This window comes from Ottowia beijingensis (genome assembly GCF_013423955.1).
GTDB lineage: Bacteria > Pseudomonadota > Gammaproteobacteria > Burkholderiales > Burkholderiaceae_C > Ottowia > Ottowia beijingensis.
Genome location: NZ_JACCKX010000001.1, coordinates 1,110,084 through 1,125,085, shown reverse-complemented (window position 1 = coordinate 1,125,085; position 15,002 = coordinate 1,110,084). Strand labels below are relative to the sequence as shown.

12 protein-coding genes and 4 pseudogenes are annotated in these 15,002 nt (G+C 69.2%); 7 read left to right on the top strand and 9 right to left on the bottom strand.

Annotated elements, in window-relative coordinates; translation table 11 throughout:
- Positions 1-158: 158 nt before the first annotated feature.
- Positions 159-1,046: a GGDEF domain-containing protein gene (locus H0I39_RS05655; protein ID WP_180549861.1), complete on the top strand. Its 888-nt coding sequence runs from the start codon at positions 159-161 to the stop codon at positions 1,044-1,046.
- Here the strand turns inward: H0I39_RS05655 and H0I39_RS05650 are convergent.
- The 6 genes and pseudogenes from H0I39_RS05650 to H0I39_RS05625 form a co-directional block, all read right to left on the bottom strand.
- A complete protein-coding gene (locus H0I39_RS05650; protein ID WP_180549860.1) occupies positions 1,043-1,876 on the bottom strand; it encodes a DUF3108 domain-containing protein in 834 nt (277 codons plus the stop codon). The two genes, H0I39_RS05655 and H0I39_RS05650, sit on opposite strands and share 4 nt — an antisense overlap.
- A gap of 135 nt (positions 1,877-2,011) precedes the next feature.
- The gene (locus H0I39_RS24590; RefSeq protein WP_307776777.1) at positions 2,012-2,446 is read right to left on the bottom strand and encodes a hypothetical protein; all 435 of its coding nucleotides are present in this window, start codon (positions 2,444-2,446) and stop codon (positions 2,012-2,014) included.
- The gene (locus tag H0I39_RS05645) at positions 2,386-4,059 is read right to left on the bottom strand and encodes a M61 family metallopeptidase (RefSeq protein WP_308645782.1); all 1,674 of its coding nucleotides are present in this window, start codon (positions 4,057-4,059) and stop codon (positions 2,386-2,388) included. Before H0I39_RS05645 ends, H0I39_RS24590 begins: the two co-directional genes overlap by 61 nt.
- 1 nt (position 4,060) lies before the next feature.
- Entirely contained in the window at positions 4,061-4,561 is a 501-nt protein-coding gene (locus tag H0I39_RS05640) for a hypothetical protein (protein ID WP_180549859.1), read from the bottom strand.
- Positions 4,562-4,574: 13 nt separating this feature from the next.
- On the bottom strand, positions 4,575-5,291 hold the full coding sequence (locus H0I39_RS05635) for a DsbC family protein (RefSeq protein WP_180549858.1): 717 nt from the start codon (positions 5,289-5,291) through the stop codon (positions 4,575-4,577).
- 44 nt (positions 5,292-5,335) lie between these two features.
- Positions 5,336-6,465, bottom strand: a pseudogene (locus H0I39_RS05625) (FAD-dependent monooxygenase).
- An 85-nt stretch (positions 6,466-6,550) separates the two neighbouring features.
- Between H0I39_RS05625 and H0I39_RS05620 the strand changes: the two are divergent.
- The 3 genes and pseudogenes from H0I39_RS05620 to ychF all read left to right on the top strand — a co-directional run bounded on the left by H0I39_RS05620 (position 6,551) and on the right by ychF (position 9,925).
- Positions 6,551-7,420: an MOSC domain-containing protein gene (locus H0I39_RS05620; protein ID WP_180549855.1), complete on the top strand. Its 870-nt coding sequence runs from the start codon at positions 6,551-6,553 to the stop codon at positions 7,418-7,420.
- 192 nt (positions 7,421-7,612) lie between these two features.
- Positions 7,613-8,698, top strand: coding sequence for a hypothetical protein (locus H0I39_RS05615; RefSeq protein WP_180549854.1), 1,086 nt, complete (start codon positions 7,613-7,615; stop codon positions 8,696-8,698).
- A gap of 133 nt (positions 8,699-8,831) precedes the next feature.
- A pseudogene (gene ychF / locus H0I39_RS05610) lies at positions 8,832-9,925 on the top strand (redox-regulated ATPase YchF).
- A gap of 202 nt (positions 9,926-10,127) precedes the next feature.
- On the opposite strand, the gene alkB reads toward ychF, so the two are convergent.
- Positions 10,128-10,778: a DNA oxidative demethylase AlkB gene (gene alkB, locus H0I39_RS05605; RefSeq protein WP_180549853.1), complete on the bottom strand. Its 651-nt coding sequence runs from the start codon at positions 10,776-10,778 to the stop codon at positions 10,128-10,130.
- A gap of 64 nt (positions 10,779-10,842) precedes the next feature.
- Entirely contained in the window at positions 10,843-11,331 is a 489-nt protein-coding gene (locus H0I39_RS05600) for a YqaA family protein (RefSeq protein ID WP_180549852.1), read from the bottom strand.
- Positions 11,332-11,461: 130 nt separating this feature from the next.
- On the opposite strand from H0I39_RS05600, the pseudogene dusB reads away from it, so the two are divergent.
- From dusB to purH, 3 genes and pseudogenes are all read left to right on the top strand, one after another.
- Positions 11,462-12,498 (top strand): annotated as a pseudogene (gene dusB, locus H0I39_RS05595) (tRNA dihydrouridine synthase DusB).
- 2 nt (positions 12,499-12,500) lie between these two features.
- Positions 12,501-12,734: a Fis family transcriptional regulator gene (locus H0I39_RS05590; RefSeq protein ID WP_180549851.1), complete on the top strand. Its 234-nt coding sequence runs from the start codon at positions 12,501-12,503 to the stop codon at positions 12,732-12,734.
- 204 nt (positions 12,735-12,938) lie between these two features.
- Positions 12,939-14,541 (top strand): annotated as a pseudogene (gene purH / locus H0I39_RS05585) (bifunctional phosphoribosylaminoimidazolecarboxamide formyltransferase/IMP cyclohydrolase).
- A 205-nt stretch (positions 14,542-14,746) separates the two neighbouring features.
- Here the strand turns inward: purH and H0I39_RS05580 are convergent.
- Positions 14,747-14,998: a hypothetical protein gene (locus H0I39_RS05580; protein WP_180549850.1), complete on the bottom strand. Its 252-nt coding sequence runs from the start codon at positions 14,996-14,998 to the stop codon at positions 14,747-14,749.
- Positions 14,999-15,002: the final 4 nt, after the last annotated feature.

The window sequence follows — 15,002 nt, the reverse complement described above, 5'->3', positions numbered from 1 at the left end:
AACAGCTATTTTTATGTGAGCAAGTGCGCCGCTCACACAGCCGCTTCAGGCACCGCGCCGCGCTGCACGCCGGCGCTGCGTGAGACATTTGGCGAATCGCGCCGCCCCGGTGTGCCGGCACGCACCACCGCGCCGCGGCAACGCCCTACAGTGGGCGCGTGATCTCCGCCTTCCACCGCTTCATGAGCGCGCTGCCACCCCTCGCCCGGGGCGTGGTGGTGATGGCGCTGCTCGTGCTGGTCGGCGCGCTCGACGTGGCGACGGGCTACGAACTGTCGTTCTCGGTGTTCTACCTGATGCCCATCGTGCTGGCCACCTGGTACCTGGGCCGGCGCATGGGCTACCTGCTGTGCGTGCTGTCGGCGCTGAGCTGGTACGGCGCCGACCTGGGTGCCGGCCACCCGTACAGCCACGCCTCGATCCCGGTGTGGAACACGGTGGTGCGGCTGGGCTTCTTCCTCATCACGGCCAGCCTGCTGCTGCGGCTGCGCGGCGCGCTGGACCAGCAGGCCCGGCTGGCGCAGCACGACGGGCTGACCGGATTGCTGAACGCGCGCACCTTCATGGCGCGGGGCGAGCACATGGTGCAGCTGGCGCGCCGCCACCAGCGCCCGCTGGCCATCGGCTACATCGACCTGGACGGCTTCAAGGGCGTGAACGACCGCCACGGCCACCTGCGCGGCGATGCGGTGCTGAGCGGCGTGGCCCAGGTGCTGGCCGAGCGGCTGCGCACCAGCGACCTGCTGGCCCGCCTGGGCGGCGACGAGTTCGCCGTGCTGTGCCCCGAAACCGATGCGCGCGGAGCCGCGCGCGTGTTCGACGACTTGCACCAGCGCCTGAACGCTGCCGCCCGGGCACAGGGCTGGGAGATCGGCTTCAGCATCGGCGTGGCGAGCTTTGCGCGCGCCCCCGAACGCCTGGGCGACGCGGTGCGCAGCGCCGATGACCTGATGTACCGCGTCAAGCACAGCGGCAAGAACCGCGTGGTGCTCGAGCGGTTCGAGCCACCGGCGCCCCCGGCGCCCGCTGGCGCGCCCGCGCGTTAGCGCTGCTCGATGGTGTCCACCATCAGGTCGATGTAGGTGTCCGGCCCCTGCGTGATGCGGATGCGCACCGGCAGGTACTGCAGGCTGGGCGCGTACCAGATCTCGGCGCTGATCGGCCCGCGCGGCTTGTTCAGCGGGCGCGGCTTGAGGTGGTAGGTGGGCACCGGCCCCAGGCGCGGCAGGTGCAGGGTCTCCTCGCCGATCACGTCGTAGGTCCAGTCGTCGATGCCGCCGGGCCGCGCCATGGCGAAGTCGATGCGCGCACCCGGCACCAGCTGCACCTGGCCGGTGGCAAAGCGGTGGCCCAGCTCGACGAACTGGCTGGCGGTGTCCTGCACCGCGTCGGGGCGCGGCACGCGGGTGCCGTTGTTCAGCCGCACGTCGTCGCCCAGGCGCACGCCGCGGCGGCGGCCGCGCACGTTCTCCTCGTACACCTCGGGCCGCAGGCCGCCGGCGGTGATGTCGCCCTGGCTGGTGAAGCTGAGCGAGGCCAGCAACCCGGCGCTCATCTCCACCGCCGTGTGGTAGCGCGTGCCATCGCGCTGCCACAGCACGCGCGCGTCGCCGTGCAACTCGCCACGGTAGTGGCCGCCCAGCTTGTAGGTCAGGCGCGTGTCGGTGGGCCAGCTGGCCAGGAAGGCGGGCTCGGCCGCGCTGGCGGCCGATGCGGGCGCCGACGCGGGCGCGGCAGCGGCACTGGCGACGGTGTCGGAAGGCTCAGGGGCCGGGGCGGCTTCGCGCGATGCCGTGGGTTGCGGTGCTTCGGCCAGCAGCGGCGCGGAGGCCGTGCTGGCCGGCTCTTCCGGAGCCTCGGCGACGGGCTCGGGCACGTCCTCGGGAGGCAGGGCTGCGGATTCGGGCGCGCTCGCTGCGGACTGCGGCTTCGGTGGGGCTGGCTGGCGTGCTTCTTTTTAGGAGCTGTCTGCGCAGGGCGGATGAGCGCTGAGGGCCGATTTGGCTTGGTTTCAGCCGTCGCGGGCGCGGCGGCCAGCAGCGCCGCCGGCGCCTCGGGCGTGATGCTGCGGGTGTAGAAGGGCGGCGCCACGTCCTTCAGGATGCTGGGCGGCCGCAGCAGCGCCGACAGCCAGCTCAGCGCCAGCGCGTGCAGCAGCAGCACCAGCGCCGTGCTGGCCAGCAACGCACGGCGGTGGCGCGCCGTGCGCAGCGGCTTCAGCGGCCCGGCCAGGGTGCGCGTCGCTGCCGTTCTTCGGGGCCAGGCGCCATGTGGTGGACTTCTCGGGCAAGACCAGGGGCAGGCGCAGCAGGCGCTTGTCGCGTGCCACCAGCGCGACGACCCGCCGGGCCTTGCCGGCGAACAGGGGCAGCTCGTCCAGGCGCGTCAGGCGCCAGCCGGCGGTGTGCGTGGCGCTGCCCTTCGTCCTGGCAGCGGGCAGTTGCACCCCAGCCATTCGTCACCGGCCGCCATGCCGGCCTCGGCGGCAGGGCCGCCATCCAGCACCACCTTCAGCGTGATGCCGCCGTTCTCGGCCACGCGCAGGCCCAGGGTCTGCGCCAGTTGCGAGGGCTCTTCGAGCACCTTCACGCCCTGCGATTCGAGCTGCGCCTTCAGCGGCAGCTCGGCCGTGCCGTGCACCCAGTCGGCGATCTCGCGCGCGAAGGACCGGCCGCCCAGCTCGGCCATCACGGCGGCGAAGTCGCCCTCGGTCATCGGCCCGCCCCGGCAGCGCCGCCACAGCGCGCGCATCGCGTCGTCCAGCGTGTGCTCGGTCTCGTGGCGCAGCGTGAGGTCGAAGCACAGCGCCACCAGCGCGCCCTTGGTGTAGTAGCTGACGGTGCTGTTGGGCGTGTTCTCGTCCGGGCGGTAGTAGCGCAGCCAGGCGTCGAAGCTGGCCTGCGCCACCGACTGCACCTGCCGCCCCGGCGCCTGCAGCACCTGGTTGGCGGTCTTGGTCAGCAGCTTCAGGTAGCCGGCGTCGTCCAGCAGGCCGGCGCGGCGCAGCAGCAGGTCGTCGTAGTAGCTGGTGAAGCCCTCGAAGAACCACAGCAGGCGGGTGTAATTCTCGCTCTGGTAATCGTAGCGTTCGAACTCGGCCGGGCGCAGGCGCTTGACGTTCCAGGTGTGGAAGTACTCGTGGCTGATCAGGCCCAGCAGCGTGACGTAGCCGTCGCCCACGCGCGCCGCGTCGGCGGGCGCATCGTGGCGCGGCAGGTCGGCGCGGCCGCAGATCAGCGCGGTGCTGGCGCGGTGCTCCAGCCCGCCATAGCCCTCGTGCACCACGTTCAGCATGAACAGGTAGCGATCGTGCGGCGGGCGGCGGGCGCCGTGCCAGAAGCGGATGGCGGTTTCGCAGATCTTCTGCGTGTCGCGCAGCAGCCGCTCGCCGTCGAACGCCGCGGGCGCCCCCGCCACCACGAAGCGGTGCGGCACGCCGGCGGCGGTGAACGTGCCGCTCCACAGCGTGCCCATCTCCACCGGGTGGTCGACCAGCTCGTCGTAGTCGGCGGCGCGGTAGCGGCCAAAGCCCTGCGCGTCGACGGCGACGGGCGCCATGGCCGTGGCCAGTTGCCAGTCGCGCCGCTGGCGCACCGGGTGCACCGTCAGCTCGTGCGGCTGGCGCTCGTGCCCGTGCACGCGCAGCAGCAGGCTGGTGCCGTTGAAGAAGCCGCGCTCGGCGTCCAGCCAGGCGGTGCGCACCGAATTGTCGAAGGCATAGACCTCGTAGCGCAGCACCAGCGGGCGGCGCGGGTCGCATTCGATGTCCCAACTGGCCTTGTCGATCTGCACGCAGGCGCAGGCCGTGCGGCCCTGCGTGGCCTGCAGCGGCTGCAGATGGCGCGCGAACTCGCGAATCAGGTAGCTGCCCGGAATCCACGCCGGCAGCGACACGCGCTGCACGGCGGCCGGCCGGTCGATGGTGATCTGCACCGCGAAGCGGTGGCCGTGCAGGCTGGCCGCGCGCACGTCATAGTGCACGGGCGCCGGCGTCGCCTGGGCGGGCTCGCGGGCGCGGCCGGTGCGGGCGGCAGGGGCGGGGCGTGCGCGCTTCGTCACGTCATGCCACCTTCAGGGCAAGGGCCGCCAGCACGCAGCAGGCCACCACCATGGCCGTGATCTGGCGCCGCAGGCTCAGCCAGGGGCCGAGCCCTGCGCCGGGCCAGGTGCGGCCATCCACCACGTAGGCCAGCACGAACACGGCCACCAGCAGCCACAGCGCGATGTCGACCGGCAGCAGCAGCGTGCCCCAGGCCAGGTAGGGGGCACCGGCCCCCAGACGAAATGGAACGTGGGCACGTCCGAGTGCGTGGCCATGTAGCGCAGCCCGATGCCCCAGTGGATGCCACCGATGAAGGAGGCGAACAGCGCGGCCGCGCTGCACACCGCCCAGCCCAGCCAGGCTTGCGAACCGAGGCCCGGCACCCACTATCGCCAGCGTGAGCAGCGCCATCGGCACCAGCGCGCCGTAGGCGATGACATAGATCAGCCGCCAGCGCGGTGCGCTGCGGTAGGCGGTCCGGGGCAGGCGCTGGGGTTCGGTCACGAGGCGGCGGGGCAAGGCGGCGCGGCGGTCAGCGCTGGTTCAGCAGCTCTTCGATCTGCTGCGTGTTGATGGCGCCCGGCACGCGCGTGCCGTCGGCAAACACCAGGGTCGGCGTGCCGGTGATGCGGTACTTCTTGGCGAAGTCCAGGTTGGCCGTCAGCGCGTCGGTGTTGCACTTGCCGCTGCCCTTGGGGGCGATGTCGCGCTGCATCCAGTCGACCCAGGCCTTGGCCTTGTCGGCGCTGCACCAGATCTGGCGCGACTTCTCGACCGAATCGGCGCCCAGGATCGGGATCAGGAAGAAGTGCACGGTGATGTTGTCGACCTTGGCCAGGTCCTTCTCGAAGCGCTTGCAGTAGCCGCAGTTCGGGTCCTCGAACACCGCCAGCTTGCGCTTGCCGTTGCCGCGCGTGATGCTGAAGGCGTTCTTCAGCTGCAGCTCCTTGAAGTCGATGGCCGTGAGCTTGGCCACGCGCTCTTCGGTCAGGTTCTTGCGCGCCTTGGTGTCGAGCAGGCTGCCGTGCAGCAGGAAGTTGCCCTCGGCATCGGTGTACAGGATGTCGGTGCCCACACGCACTTCGTACAGGCCGTCCATCGGCGTCTTGCTCACCTCGTCGATGTCGGTCAGGCCCGGCACGCGCTCGGCCAGGTTCTTGCGGATGGTGGCCTCCTGGGCCGCGGCGGCCAGGGGCAGCGCCAGGATCAGGGCGCTCAGGCCGGTGCGCAGAAAAGCAGTCAACTTCATGGGGAACGGTCTTGAAAAGATGAAAAGATCAGAGCCGCGGGCCGTCAGGCGGTTCCCATGGCCAGCCGGGCAATGCGGCGCTTGATGGGGCCGCTGGCGTCGAACGCGGCCATGCCCCAGTTGCGCAGCAGCGCGGCGGCGGGCTCGGGCCGGCCGAACAGCTGCTGCAGGCCGTCGGTGGCCAGGCTCATGCGCAGCCAGTCGCCCTGGCGGGCGCGCTCGTAGCGGCGCAGCAGCTTCAAATCATTCAGCGGGCGCCAGGGCTCGCGCGCGGCCAGCACGCGCGCCAACTCGGCGGCGTCGCCCAGGCCCACGTTCAGGCCCTGGCCGGCCAGCGGGTGCATGGCGTGGGCGGCGTCGCCGGCCAGCGCAAAGCTTTCGCCCGGGCAGCCAGGCAGGGGCCGACCCAGCGCGTGGCGCGCGCCAGCAGCAGCGGCCAGCTGGCGCGCGGGCCGGTCTGCGCCAGGGCGCCCAGTACGCCGCCGCTCAGGTCGAACAGACGCGCGGCAAAGGCCGCGTCGTCCAGTGCCTGCAAATCGGCCAGGCGCTCGCTGCGCACCGACCACACCACCGCCACCTGCCGGCCCTGCGCGCCATCCAGCGGCAGAAAGGCCACGATGTCGCCCTCGGCCGTGAACCACTGGCGCGCCACCTGCCCGTGCGGGCGCTCGCAATCCAGCCGCGTGGCGATGGCGTGCTGCGGGTAGCGCGTGGTCTCGAACGCCACGCCCAGTTCGGCGCGCGTGGCGCTGGCGCGGCCTTCGCACACCACCGTCAGCGGGGCGGCCACCGGCGCGGTCACCACGTCGATACCGCTCTGGTAATTCACCGCCTCGGCCAGCAGGCGCTCCAGCGCCGGCACGTCGACGATCCAGTTCAGCGCCGGCACGCCCTGCGCCGTGGCGCTGAACTGCACCGCGCCGTCGCCGTCGCCATGCACTTCCATGGCCAGCACCGGCGTGGCGGCGCGCTCGGGCGGCCAGCAGCGCAGCCCTTCCAGCAGCTTGCGCGCGGCGGGGCTGAGCGCGTAGGCGCGCACGTCGCCGTGGCCGCTGGCCGGGTCGGCCGGCGGCGCCACCAGGGCCACGCGCAGGCGCTCGCGCGCCAGCAGCAGCGCCAGCGTGCGGCCCACGATGCCGGCGCCGCGGATGCAGATGTCGTGTGAGGCGGACATGGGTTCATTGTAGGCGGCGCCCCGCGCGGCCCGGCCCGCGCATGGCGCAGAATCGCGCCATCTTTCTCAGCATGGCCGCCCGCCGATGACCAACGATTCTCCCGATGTGCAGGCCACCGTGTCCGGCCTGTTCGTGCACCCCGTCAAGTCCTGCGCCGGCGTGGCGCTGCGCGAGGCGCGGCTGATGGACACCGGCCTCGATCTCGACCGCGCCTGGATGGTGGTGGATGCCGAAGGCCGCTTCGTCACCCAGCGCGAACTGCCGCGCATGGCGCTGGTGCGCCCGCAGATCAAGGTGCTGGAGGTGGTGCTGCGCGCGCCCGGCATGCTGGCGCTGCACCTGGGCATCAACGAGGTCGAGAAGCCCGCGCGGGTGCAGGTGTGGGGCGACGCCCTGGACGCCTGGGACATGGGCGACGTGGCGGGCCAGTGGTTCAGCGACTTCCTCGGCCGGCCCGGCCTGCGGCTGGCGCGCTTCGACCCCGAGGCCACGCGTCTCGCCTCCAAACAGTGGACGGGCGAGGTCGAGGCGCCCATCGAGTTTGCCGACGGCTTTCCGCTGCTGGTGGTGGGCGAGGCCTCGCTGGCCGAGTTGAACCAGCGCCTGGCGGCGGCCGGCCACGCGGCCGTGGGCATCGAGCGTTTCCGGCCGAACATCGTGCTGGCCGGCCTGCAGGCGCACGACGAGGACCGGCTGCACGAGTTGCGCATCGCCACGGCCGAGGGCGAGGTGGTGCTGCGCCTGGTCAAGCCCTGCCCGCGCTGCCCCATTCCCAACGTCGATCCGGCCACGGGCGAGACCAGCCCCGAGGTACTGGCCGCGCTCTCCAGCTACCGCGCCAACGCGCTGCTTGGCGGCGCCATCACCTTCGGCTTAAACTGCGTCATTGTGCAGGGTGCCGGCGCCACCCTGCGCGTGGGCGATGCGGTGGCGGCCGACTGGCGCTTCGATTGATGGGATCGAAAACTCCTGTTTTCATAGCTGATTGCGCTTGCTGGATAAGCGCTCTAGCCTTTAATGCAATGAAAAATAAAAAACGGAGAGGCAATGAGGCGGCGCGACGAGAGACGGCTCATCCGCACGCCTGCGGTGCCCCAGCCATCGGCGCTTTCTGTACGCTTTCTGGCGGACGATTTGAGTGGGGCCATGGTCATCGGATCTCGACTGAACAACATCCTGACCGCGCTCGCAGGCAAGCAGACTGTTCATCCCAGCCACAAGGCGTTCTTGCGCAGTCAAGGCGCTCATGCACTGGTGGACTTGATCGACGGCGCGATCTCCGAAGCCGACTACGCCGCACGGGCACAACTCGAGCGCAAGACACGTCAAGAAGTCGCCCGCCAACGCGAGGAAGAAGCGGCTGCCGCACGGCGCCTGGAGGCCGCCTTGACCGCCGAGCGTGATGCCGCCCTGCAGGCTCGACTCAAGGAGGAAGCGGAGCAACAACGAGCAGCCCGTATCCGATACGAAAGCAGTCCGGAGTTCATCGCCAAGCAGAAAACCAGGGAACTGCTCCACAAGTACGGCGTCGACGAATTCGTCGCAGCAGGGGATTTCAAACGCTTGATGCCGATCCTGCACGAGTTGGACGCCGGCAGACGGCTCTCAAAAGAGGATGTCGTCTGGCTCAAGGTTCACGCCAATCGTTACCGTTTGGCTGGTGTTTTGGCTGCCCATCATCGTCGCGAGGCAGACGGCTTCCTGGCTGAATTCAGGCGCGGCGGTGACCCTTGGCAGGCCATCAGTGCCAGTGGCCACCTGCGCAAATGCGATGCCTCGCAGGAAGCCATTGATCTCCTTGCCACGATTCCTGCGCAGCGGCTGAAACAGGACAAGCTCAAGTCGGCGATGCTTACCACGCAAGGGGTGCCATGCGCGATTTGGAGCGTTTTTCCGACGCTCAGCAAGCGGGCGAGACCGCCCATGAACTACTTCCGCAAGACTATCGTCCGTGCACCTTGCTTGGCGCCGTGCATATCCAGCAAGGCCAATACGGGCTGGGGCACGATTGGTATTGCAAGGCCGAAGAACGTGGTGCGCCTGCTGCCGGCAATGATTCGGAAATTCGCTCGTTGTTGCGCGGCATGCCCGAAGAGAAACGCCGGGCAGCCGAAACCGAACTGCTTCGCATCGATCCTGTTCGATACGGATGGATCACGAAACACCCCCGGAGCCCTCGACGCAAGGCCCCGCATGAGTGACGGCGTGGCAACCAATCAGGAGTTTGGTTGATATCATTTTGATAGCTATCGGCGCTTTTCAAATAAGCGCTGGATGCCAATTTGGCTTGTAATCCTCTGCCAGTGCCCGAATCGTGCCGCCGCTAGAATCAACGGCTTCCCCTGAATCCACCGAAAGCCCCGACATGAGCCTGCAATGCGGCATCGTGGGCCTGCCCAACGTGGGCAAGTCCACGCTTTTCAACGCCCTGACCAAAGCGGGCATCGCTGCGGAAAACTACCCCTTCTGCACCATCGAGCCGAACACCGGCGTGGTGGAGGTGCCCGATCCGCGCCTGGCGCAGCTGGCCGAGATCGTGAAGCCGGAGCGCGTGCTGCCGGCCATCGTCGAATTCGTCGACATCGCCGGCCTGGTGGCCGGTGCCAGCCAGGGCGAGGGGCTGGGCAACCAGTTTCTGGCGCACATCCGCGAGACCGACGCCATCGTCAACGTGGTGCGCTGCTTCGAGGACGAGAACGTGGTGCACGTGGCCGGCAAGGTGGACCCGATCTCCGACATCGAGGTGATCCAGACCGAGCTGTGCCTGGCCGACCTGGGCACCGTCGAGAAAGCCCTGCAGCGCTACACCAAGGCCAGCAAGAGCGGCAACGACAAGGAAGCCGCCGCCATGGTCAAGCTGCTGGGGACCGTGCAGGCAGCGCTGAACGAGGGCAAGCCGGTGCGCACGCTGCAGCTCTCAAAGAAGAGCAGGCGCTGCTCAAGCCGCTGTGCCTGATCACCGCCAAACCGGCCATGTTCGTCGGCAACGTGAGCGAGGACGGGTTCGACAACAACCCGCTGCTGGATCGCCTGAAAGAGTACGCCGCCGGCCAGAACGCGCCCGTGGTGGCCATCTGCGCCAAGATGGAAGCCGACATGGCGGACATGAGCGACGAGGACAAGGAACTCTTCCTGGCCGAGATGGGGCAGGACGAGCCGGGCCTGAACCGCCTGATCCGCGCCGCCTTCAAGCTGCTGGGCCTGCAGACCTACTTCACCGCCGGTGTGAAGGAGGTGCGCGCCTGGACCATCCACATCGGCGACACCGCGCCGCAGGCGGCCGGCGTGATCCACGGCGACTTCGAGCGCGGCTTCATCCGCGCCCAGACCATCGCGTTCGACGACTACATCGCCTTCAAGGGCGAGCAGGGCGCCAAGGACGCGGGCAAGATGCGCAGCGAAGGCAAGGAATACGTCGTCAAGGATGGGGACGTGATGAACTTCCTGTTTAACGTGTGAGCACCCCCTGAGCGCCTGACGGCGCTTCCCCTCTGCTGCGCGAGGGGGACACAGCCAGTGCCCGGCGCAGGTCCGGGCACGGCTGTCGCTGACGTGGCCTGCTCCGCGGCCGTTCGGGCTTTCTCCCTCTCCCGCGGGCGGGAGAGGGTTGGGGTGAGGGCCTGCTGCACATGGTGGCAACACCGCCTTGCCTTCAAGCCCGCTACCCCGCCCGCCGCAGCGTGAAGTTGATGCGCTGCGCCCCCGTCAGCGGGTGATGGCCTTCGGGCAGCGGCGCGATGCCGTGAAAGCGCAGGCGATCCACACCACCCCACACCACCACGTCGCCGTGCAGCAGGGGCACGCGCACGGTGCGGTCGGCACGGCGCAGGCCGCCCCATAGGAACACCGCCGGCAGGCCGAGCGAGACGGAGACGATGGGTTGCGCCAGGTCGCGCTCGTCGCGGTCCTGGTGCAGGCCCATGCGGGCGCCGGGGGCGTAGCGGTTGATGAGGCAGGCGTCGGGCGTGAAGCCGTCGAAGCCGGCAGCCGCCGCCGCCTGGGTGGCGAGATCGGCGAAAGGCGCGGGCAGTGGTGGCCACGGTTGGCCGCTGTCGGGGTCGAGCGCGCTGTAGCGGTAGCCGCGCCGGTCGCTCACCCAGCCGAGCGCGCCGCAGTTGGTGAGCGCCACCGACATGCGCTGGCCGCCCGGGGTCTGCATGTGGCGCCACGGTGCCTGCGCCACCACGGTCTGCAGCGCGGGCCACAGCACATCGACCCACGGCAGCGCAAAGCCGCGCAGCACCTGCGCCTGCGGGCCGAGCCGCGTCGCGCCGGTCTGCGGTGTGTCGTCGGTGAACAGGTCGGTGGTCATGGGCAGCGGGTTTCAAGCCAAATCGGCCGCCAGCGCAGGCGTGACAAGCGCTGGCAGCTATGAATCAATGAGCAAACGCGAGCTTTTCGGGCCACACATAGAGCAGCGCCAGCGTCATCGCCACATAGCGCGTGAACTTGCCCGCCGCCATCCAGGCGGTGCAGGGCGCCAGCGGCATGCGCAGCCAGCCGGCCACGGCGCACAGCGGGTCGCCGATGACGGGCAGGAAGGACAGGAAGCACGCCGGCGGGCCGATGCGTTGCAGCCAGGTCAGCGCGCGCAGGTGGGTGGGCGAGTCGCGCCATTGGTCGACCACGTGGTGTGCGCCCAGGCCCATCCACCAGGTCACCACGCCGCCCAGCGTGTTGCCGGCGGTGGCCACCGCGATGGCGGGCCAGAACAGCTCCGGATTGAGCTTGATCAAGCCGAACAGCACCGGCTCCGAGCCCATCGGCAACAGCGTGGCGGCCACGAAGGCCACCACGAACAGCGTGGACAGCCCGTATTCGGGCAGCGCCAGCGCGGCGAGGAGTTGTTGCAACCAGGCGTCCATCAGGGGCCGAGTGTAGGCAGTCGCAAAAAGCGGGCCGGCATTTCAATTGCTGAAAATTTGGGCAGGTAGAATCCGCTCCCTTGCCGCGCGCCCCGCACCGCCGTGCCGATGCCGCCGCGCAGCCACCGCCATGCAGATCGGTCCCCATTCCCTGCCCAACCGCCTGTTCGTCGCCCCCATGGCGGGGTGACGGATCGGCCGTTCCGCCAGCTGTGCCGCGGCTTCGGCGCCGGCTACGCGGTGAGCGAGATGGTGACCTCGCGCAAGGATTTGTGGCACACGCTCAAGACCTCGCGCCGCGCCGACCACGCGGGCGAGCCGGGCCCCATCGCCGTGCAGATCGCCGGCACCGACGCCGCCATGATGGCCGAGGCAGCGCGCCACAACATCGACCGCGGCGCGCAGATCATCGACATCAACATGGGCTGCCCGGCCAAGAAGGTGTGCAACAAGTGGGCCGGCAGCGCGCTGATGCAGGACGAGGCGCTGGCGCTCTCGATCGTCGAGGCCGTGGTGGCCGCCTGCGCGCCGCACGGCGTGCCGGTGACGCTGAAGATGCGCACCGGCTGGTGCGCGCGGGTGAAGAACGCCCTCGGCATCGCCCGTGCGGCCGAAAGCGCCGGCGTGCAGATGGTGACGGTGCACGGCCGCACGCGCGAACAGGGTTACAAGGGCGTGGCGGAGTACGACACCATCGCTGCCGTCAAGGCCGCGCTGAAGATTCCGGTGGTGGCCAACGGCGACATCGATTCACCTGAGAAGGCGAACGCCGTGCTGCGCGCCACCGGCGCCGACGCGCTGATGATCGGCCGCGCCGCGCAGGGCCGGCCGTGGATCTTTCGCGAGGTCGCGCACTTTCTGGCCACCGGCCAGCACCTGGCGCCGCCGCTGGTGCTGGAAGTGCGGCGCGCGCTGCTCGATCACCTGCACGACCACTACGGCCTGTATGGCGAATTCAGCGGCGTGCGCTCGGCGCGCAAGCACATCGGCTGGTACGTGCGCGCGCTGCCCGGCGGCGAGGACTTCCGCCGCCGCATGAACCTGGTCGACAGCGCTGCCGTGCAGTGGCAGCTGGTGGCCGACTATTTCGAGGAACTGGCTGACAGCCACGAGCGCCTGTCCCCGGCGCCCGCCGCCCAGCCTGCGGAAGCATTGGAGGCCCGCTGACCATGAGCAAGAAGAACATTGAGGAGTGTGTGCGCGACAACCTGGAGGCGTACTTCCGCGATCTGCGCGGCACCGAGCCGGGCGCGCTGTACGACATGGTGGTGCGCGCGGTCGAGAAGCCGCTGCTGGACGTGGTGATGCAGCACGCCGGCCACAATCAGAGCCGCGCCGCCGAGTGGCTGGGCATGAACCGCAACACGCTGCGCAAAAAGCTGGTGGAACATAAGCTGATATGAACCTCCCTGAGCGCCTGACGGCGCTTCCTCCTTCTGCTCCGCAAGGAGGACATCGCCAGCGGGCGGGCCAAGCCCTTCCGCGGCGATCGCTGGCATGGCCTGCTCCGCGGCCACCAGTGTGAAGGTGCTTGATTTTTGATAGCTGTTGGCGCTGGCGTATTGGGCGCTGCAGGTCGTTTTTATTGTTGATCTTTGAGCTTTGACATGAATGCACTGATCTCCGTTTCCGACAAGACCGGCGTGGCCGACTTGGCCGCCGCGCTGGTGGCGCTGGGCGTCAACCTGCTGTCCACCGGCGGCACGGCAAAGCTGCTGCAGGACGCCGGGCTGCCCGTGACCGAGGTGGCCGAGGTGACGCAGTTCCCGAGATGCTGGATGGGCGCGTGAAGACGCTGCACCCAAGGTGCACGGCGGCCTGCTGGCGCGGCGCGATGTGCCGGCCCACATGCAGGCGCTGGCCGACCACGGCATCGGCACCATCGACGTGCTGGTGGTCAACCTGTACCCGTTCGAGGCCACGGTGGCCCAGGCCGGCTGCACGCTGGCCGACGCCATCGAGAACATCGACATCGGCGGGCCGGCGATGGTGCGCAGCGCCGCCAAGAACTGGAAGGACGTGGCCGTGCTGACCGACGCCGATCAGTACGCACCGGTGCTGGCAGAGCTGAAGGCCAACCAGGGCAAGCTGTCGGACAAGACGCGCTTCGGCCTGGCGGTGGCGGCGTTCAACCGCATCAGCAACTACGACGCGGCCATCAGCGATTACCTGTCTGCTATAGATTTCGATGCTGCCGGCGCAGACGGGGTGCCGTCTATGAGCCTTTTCGCCTCGCAAAGCAACGGCCGCTTCGTCAAGCTGCAGGACCTGCGCTACGGCGAGAACCCGCACCAGCAGGCCGCCTTCTACCGCGACCTTTATCCCGCGCCCGGCTCGCTGGTCACGGCCGAGCAGCTGCAGGGCAAGGAGCTGAGCTACAACAACATCGCCGACGCCGATGCGGCGTGGGAATGCGTGAAGCAATGGGTCGAGCCCGCGTGCGTCATCGTCAAGCACGCCAACCCCTGCGGCGTGGCCATCGGCGCCAACGCGCTGGAGGCTTATTCGAAAGCCTTCAAGACCGACCCCACCAGCGCCTTCGGCGGCATCATCGCCTTCAACGTGCCGGTAGACGGCGCGGCGGCGGAAGCCGTGTCGAAGCAGTTCGTCGAGGTGCTGATGGCGCCCGACTTCACGCCCGAGGCGCTGGCCGTGTTCAAGGCCAAGGCCAACGTGCGCGTGCTGCGCATCCCGCTGGACGGCGTGAAGCGCGACGGCGCCACGGCTTTCGAGCGCGGCCAGAACGCCATGGACATCAAGCGCGTCGGCTCGGGCCTGCTGATCCAGACCGCCGACTTCCACGACCTGAAGGCCAGCGATCTGAAGGTGGTGACCAAGAGGCAGCCGACGCCCGAGCAGATCGCCGACCTGCTGTTCGCCTGGAAGGTGGCGCAGTTCGTCAAGAGCAACGCCATCGTGTTCTGCGGCGGCGGCATGACACTGGGCGTGGGCGCCGGCCAGATGAGCCGGCTCGATTCAGCCCGCATCGCCAGCATCAAGGCCGAGCACGCGGGGCTGTCGCTGCAGGGCAGTGCGGTGGCCAGCGATGCCTTCTTCCCGTTCCGCGACGGGCTGGACGTGGTGATCGACCATGGCGCCACTTGCGTGATCCAGCCGGGCGGCTCGATGCGCGATCAGGAGGTGATCGACGCGGCCGACGAGCGCGGCGTGGCGATGGTGTTCAGCGGCGTGCGCCACTTCAGGCACTGATACCCATGCGCTTTCAAAAATGACGAATGACAAATGACTTCGCTGCGCTTCAATGACAAAAAGGCATTCGTCATTTGTCATGCGGCGCCAGCCGTGGTCATTTATCATCGTTTTGAACGCGAAACGGTATGAGCCCGCGGCGCAAGGCCGCGCCGAAAGCAAAGCGGCCCGCGGGCCGCTTTTTCATGGGTGCGCGAAGTGCTGATCAGCGGCAGCGCGCCGGGTACAGCGAGCAGTTGACGCCGCGCGCGTCGTAGCGGTGGTCGTCGCGGCGCTCGGCGCGCGGGTCTTTCTTGGCCGCATCGCGCGGTGCCAGGTGCGACAGGTCGGCGAGCCTGGCACCGGCCTGTGCGGTGGCCTTCTGCGCCGGTGCGCTTGCTGCAGCGGCTTGCGGCGTGTTGGCCTGGGCGCTGAGGGCGGCGCCCGCCAGCAAGGTCAGGGCGAGGAGTCGGGGCATCGTC

Excerpts from the sequence above, each read along its gene's own strand:
- H0I39_RS05635 (WP_180549858.1), bottom strand. The coding sequence starts at position 5,291 with ATGAAGTTGACTGCTTTTCTGCGCACCGGCCTGAGCGCCCTGATCCTG.
- alkB (WP_180549853.1), bottom strand. The coding sequence starts at position 10,778 with ATGACCACCGACCTGTTCACCGACGACACACCGCAGACCGGCGCGACG.
- H0I39_RS05590 (WP_180549851.1), top strand. The coding sequence starts at position 12,501 with ATGAGCAAGAAGAACATTGAGGAGTGTGTGCGCGACAACCTGGAGGCG.
- H0I39_RS05620 (WP_180549855.1), top strand. The coding sequence starts at position 6,551 with ATGACCAACGATTCTCCCGATGTGCAGGCCACCGTGTCCGGCCTGTTC.
- H0I39_RS05600 (WP_180549852.1), bottom strand. The coding sequence starts at position 11,331 with ATGGACGCCTGGTTGCAACAACTCCTCGCCGCGCTGGCGCTGCCCGAA.
- H0I39_RS05615 (WP_180549854.1), top strand. The coding sequence starts at position 7,613 with ATGGTCATCGGATCTCGACTGAACAACATCCTGACCGCGCTCGCAGGC.
- H0I39_RS05580 (WP_180549850.1), bottom strand. The coding sequence starts at position 14,998 with ATGCCCCGACTCCTCGCCCTGACCTTGCTGGCGGGCGCCGCCCTCAGC.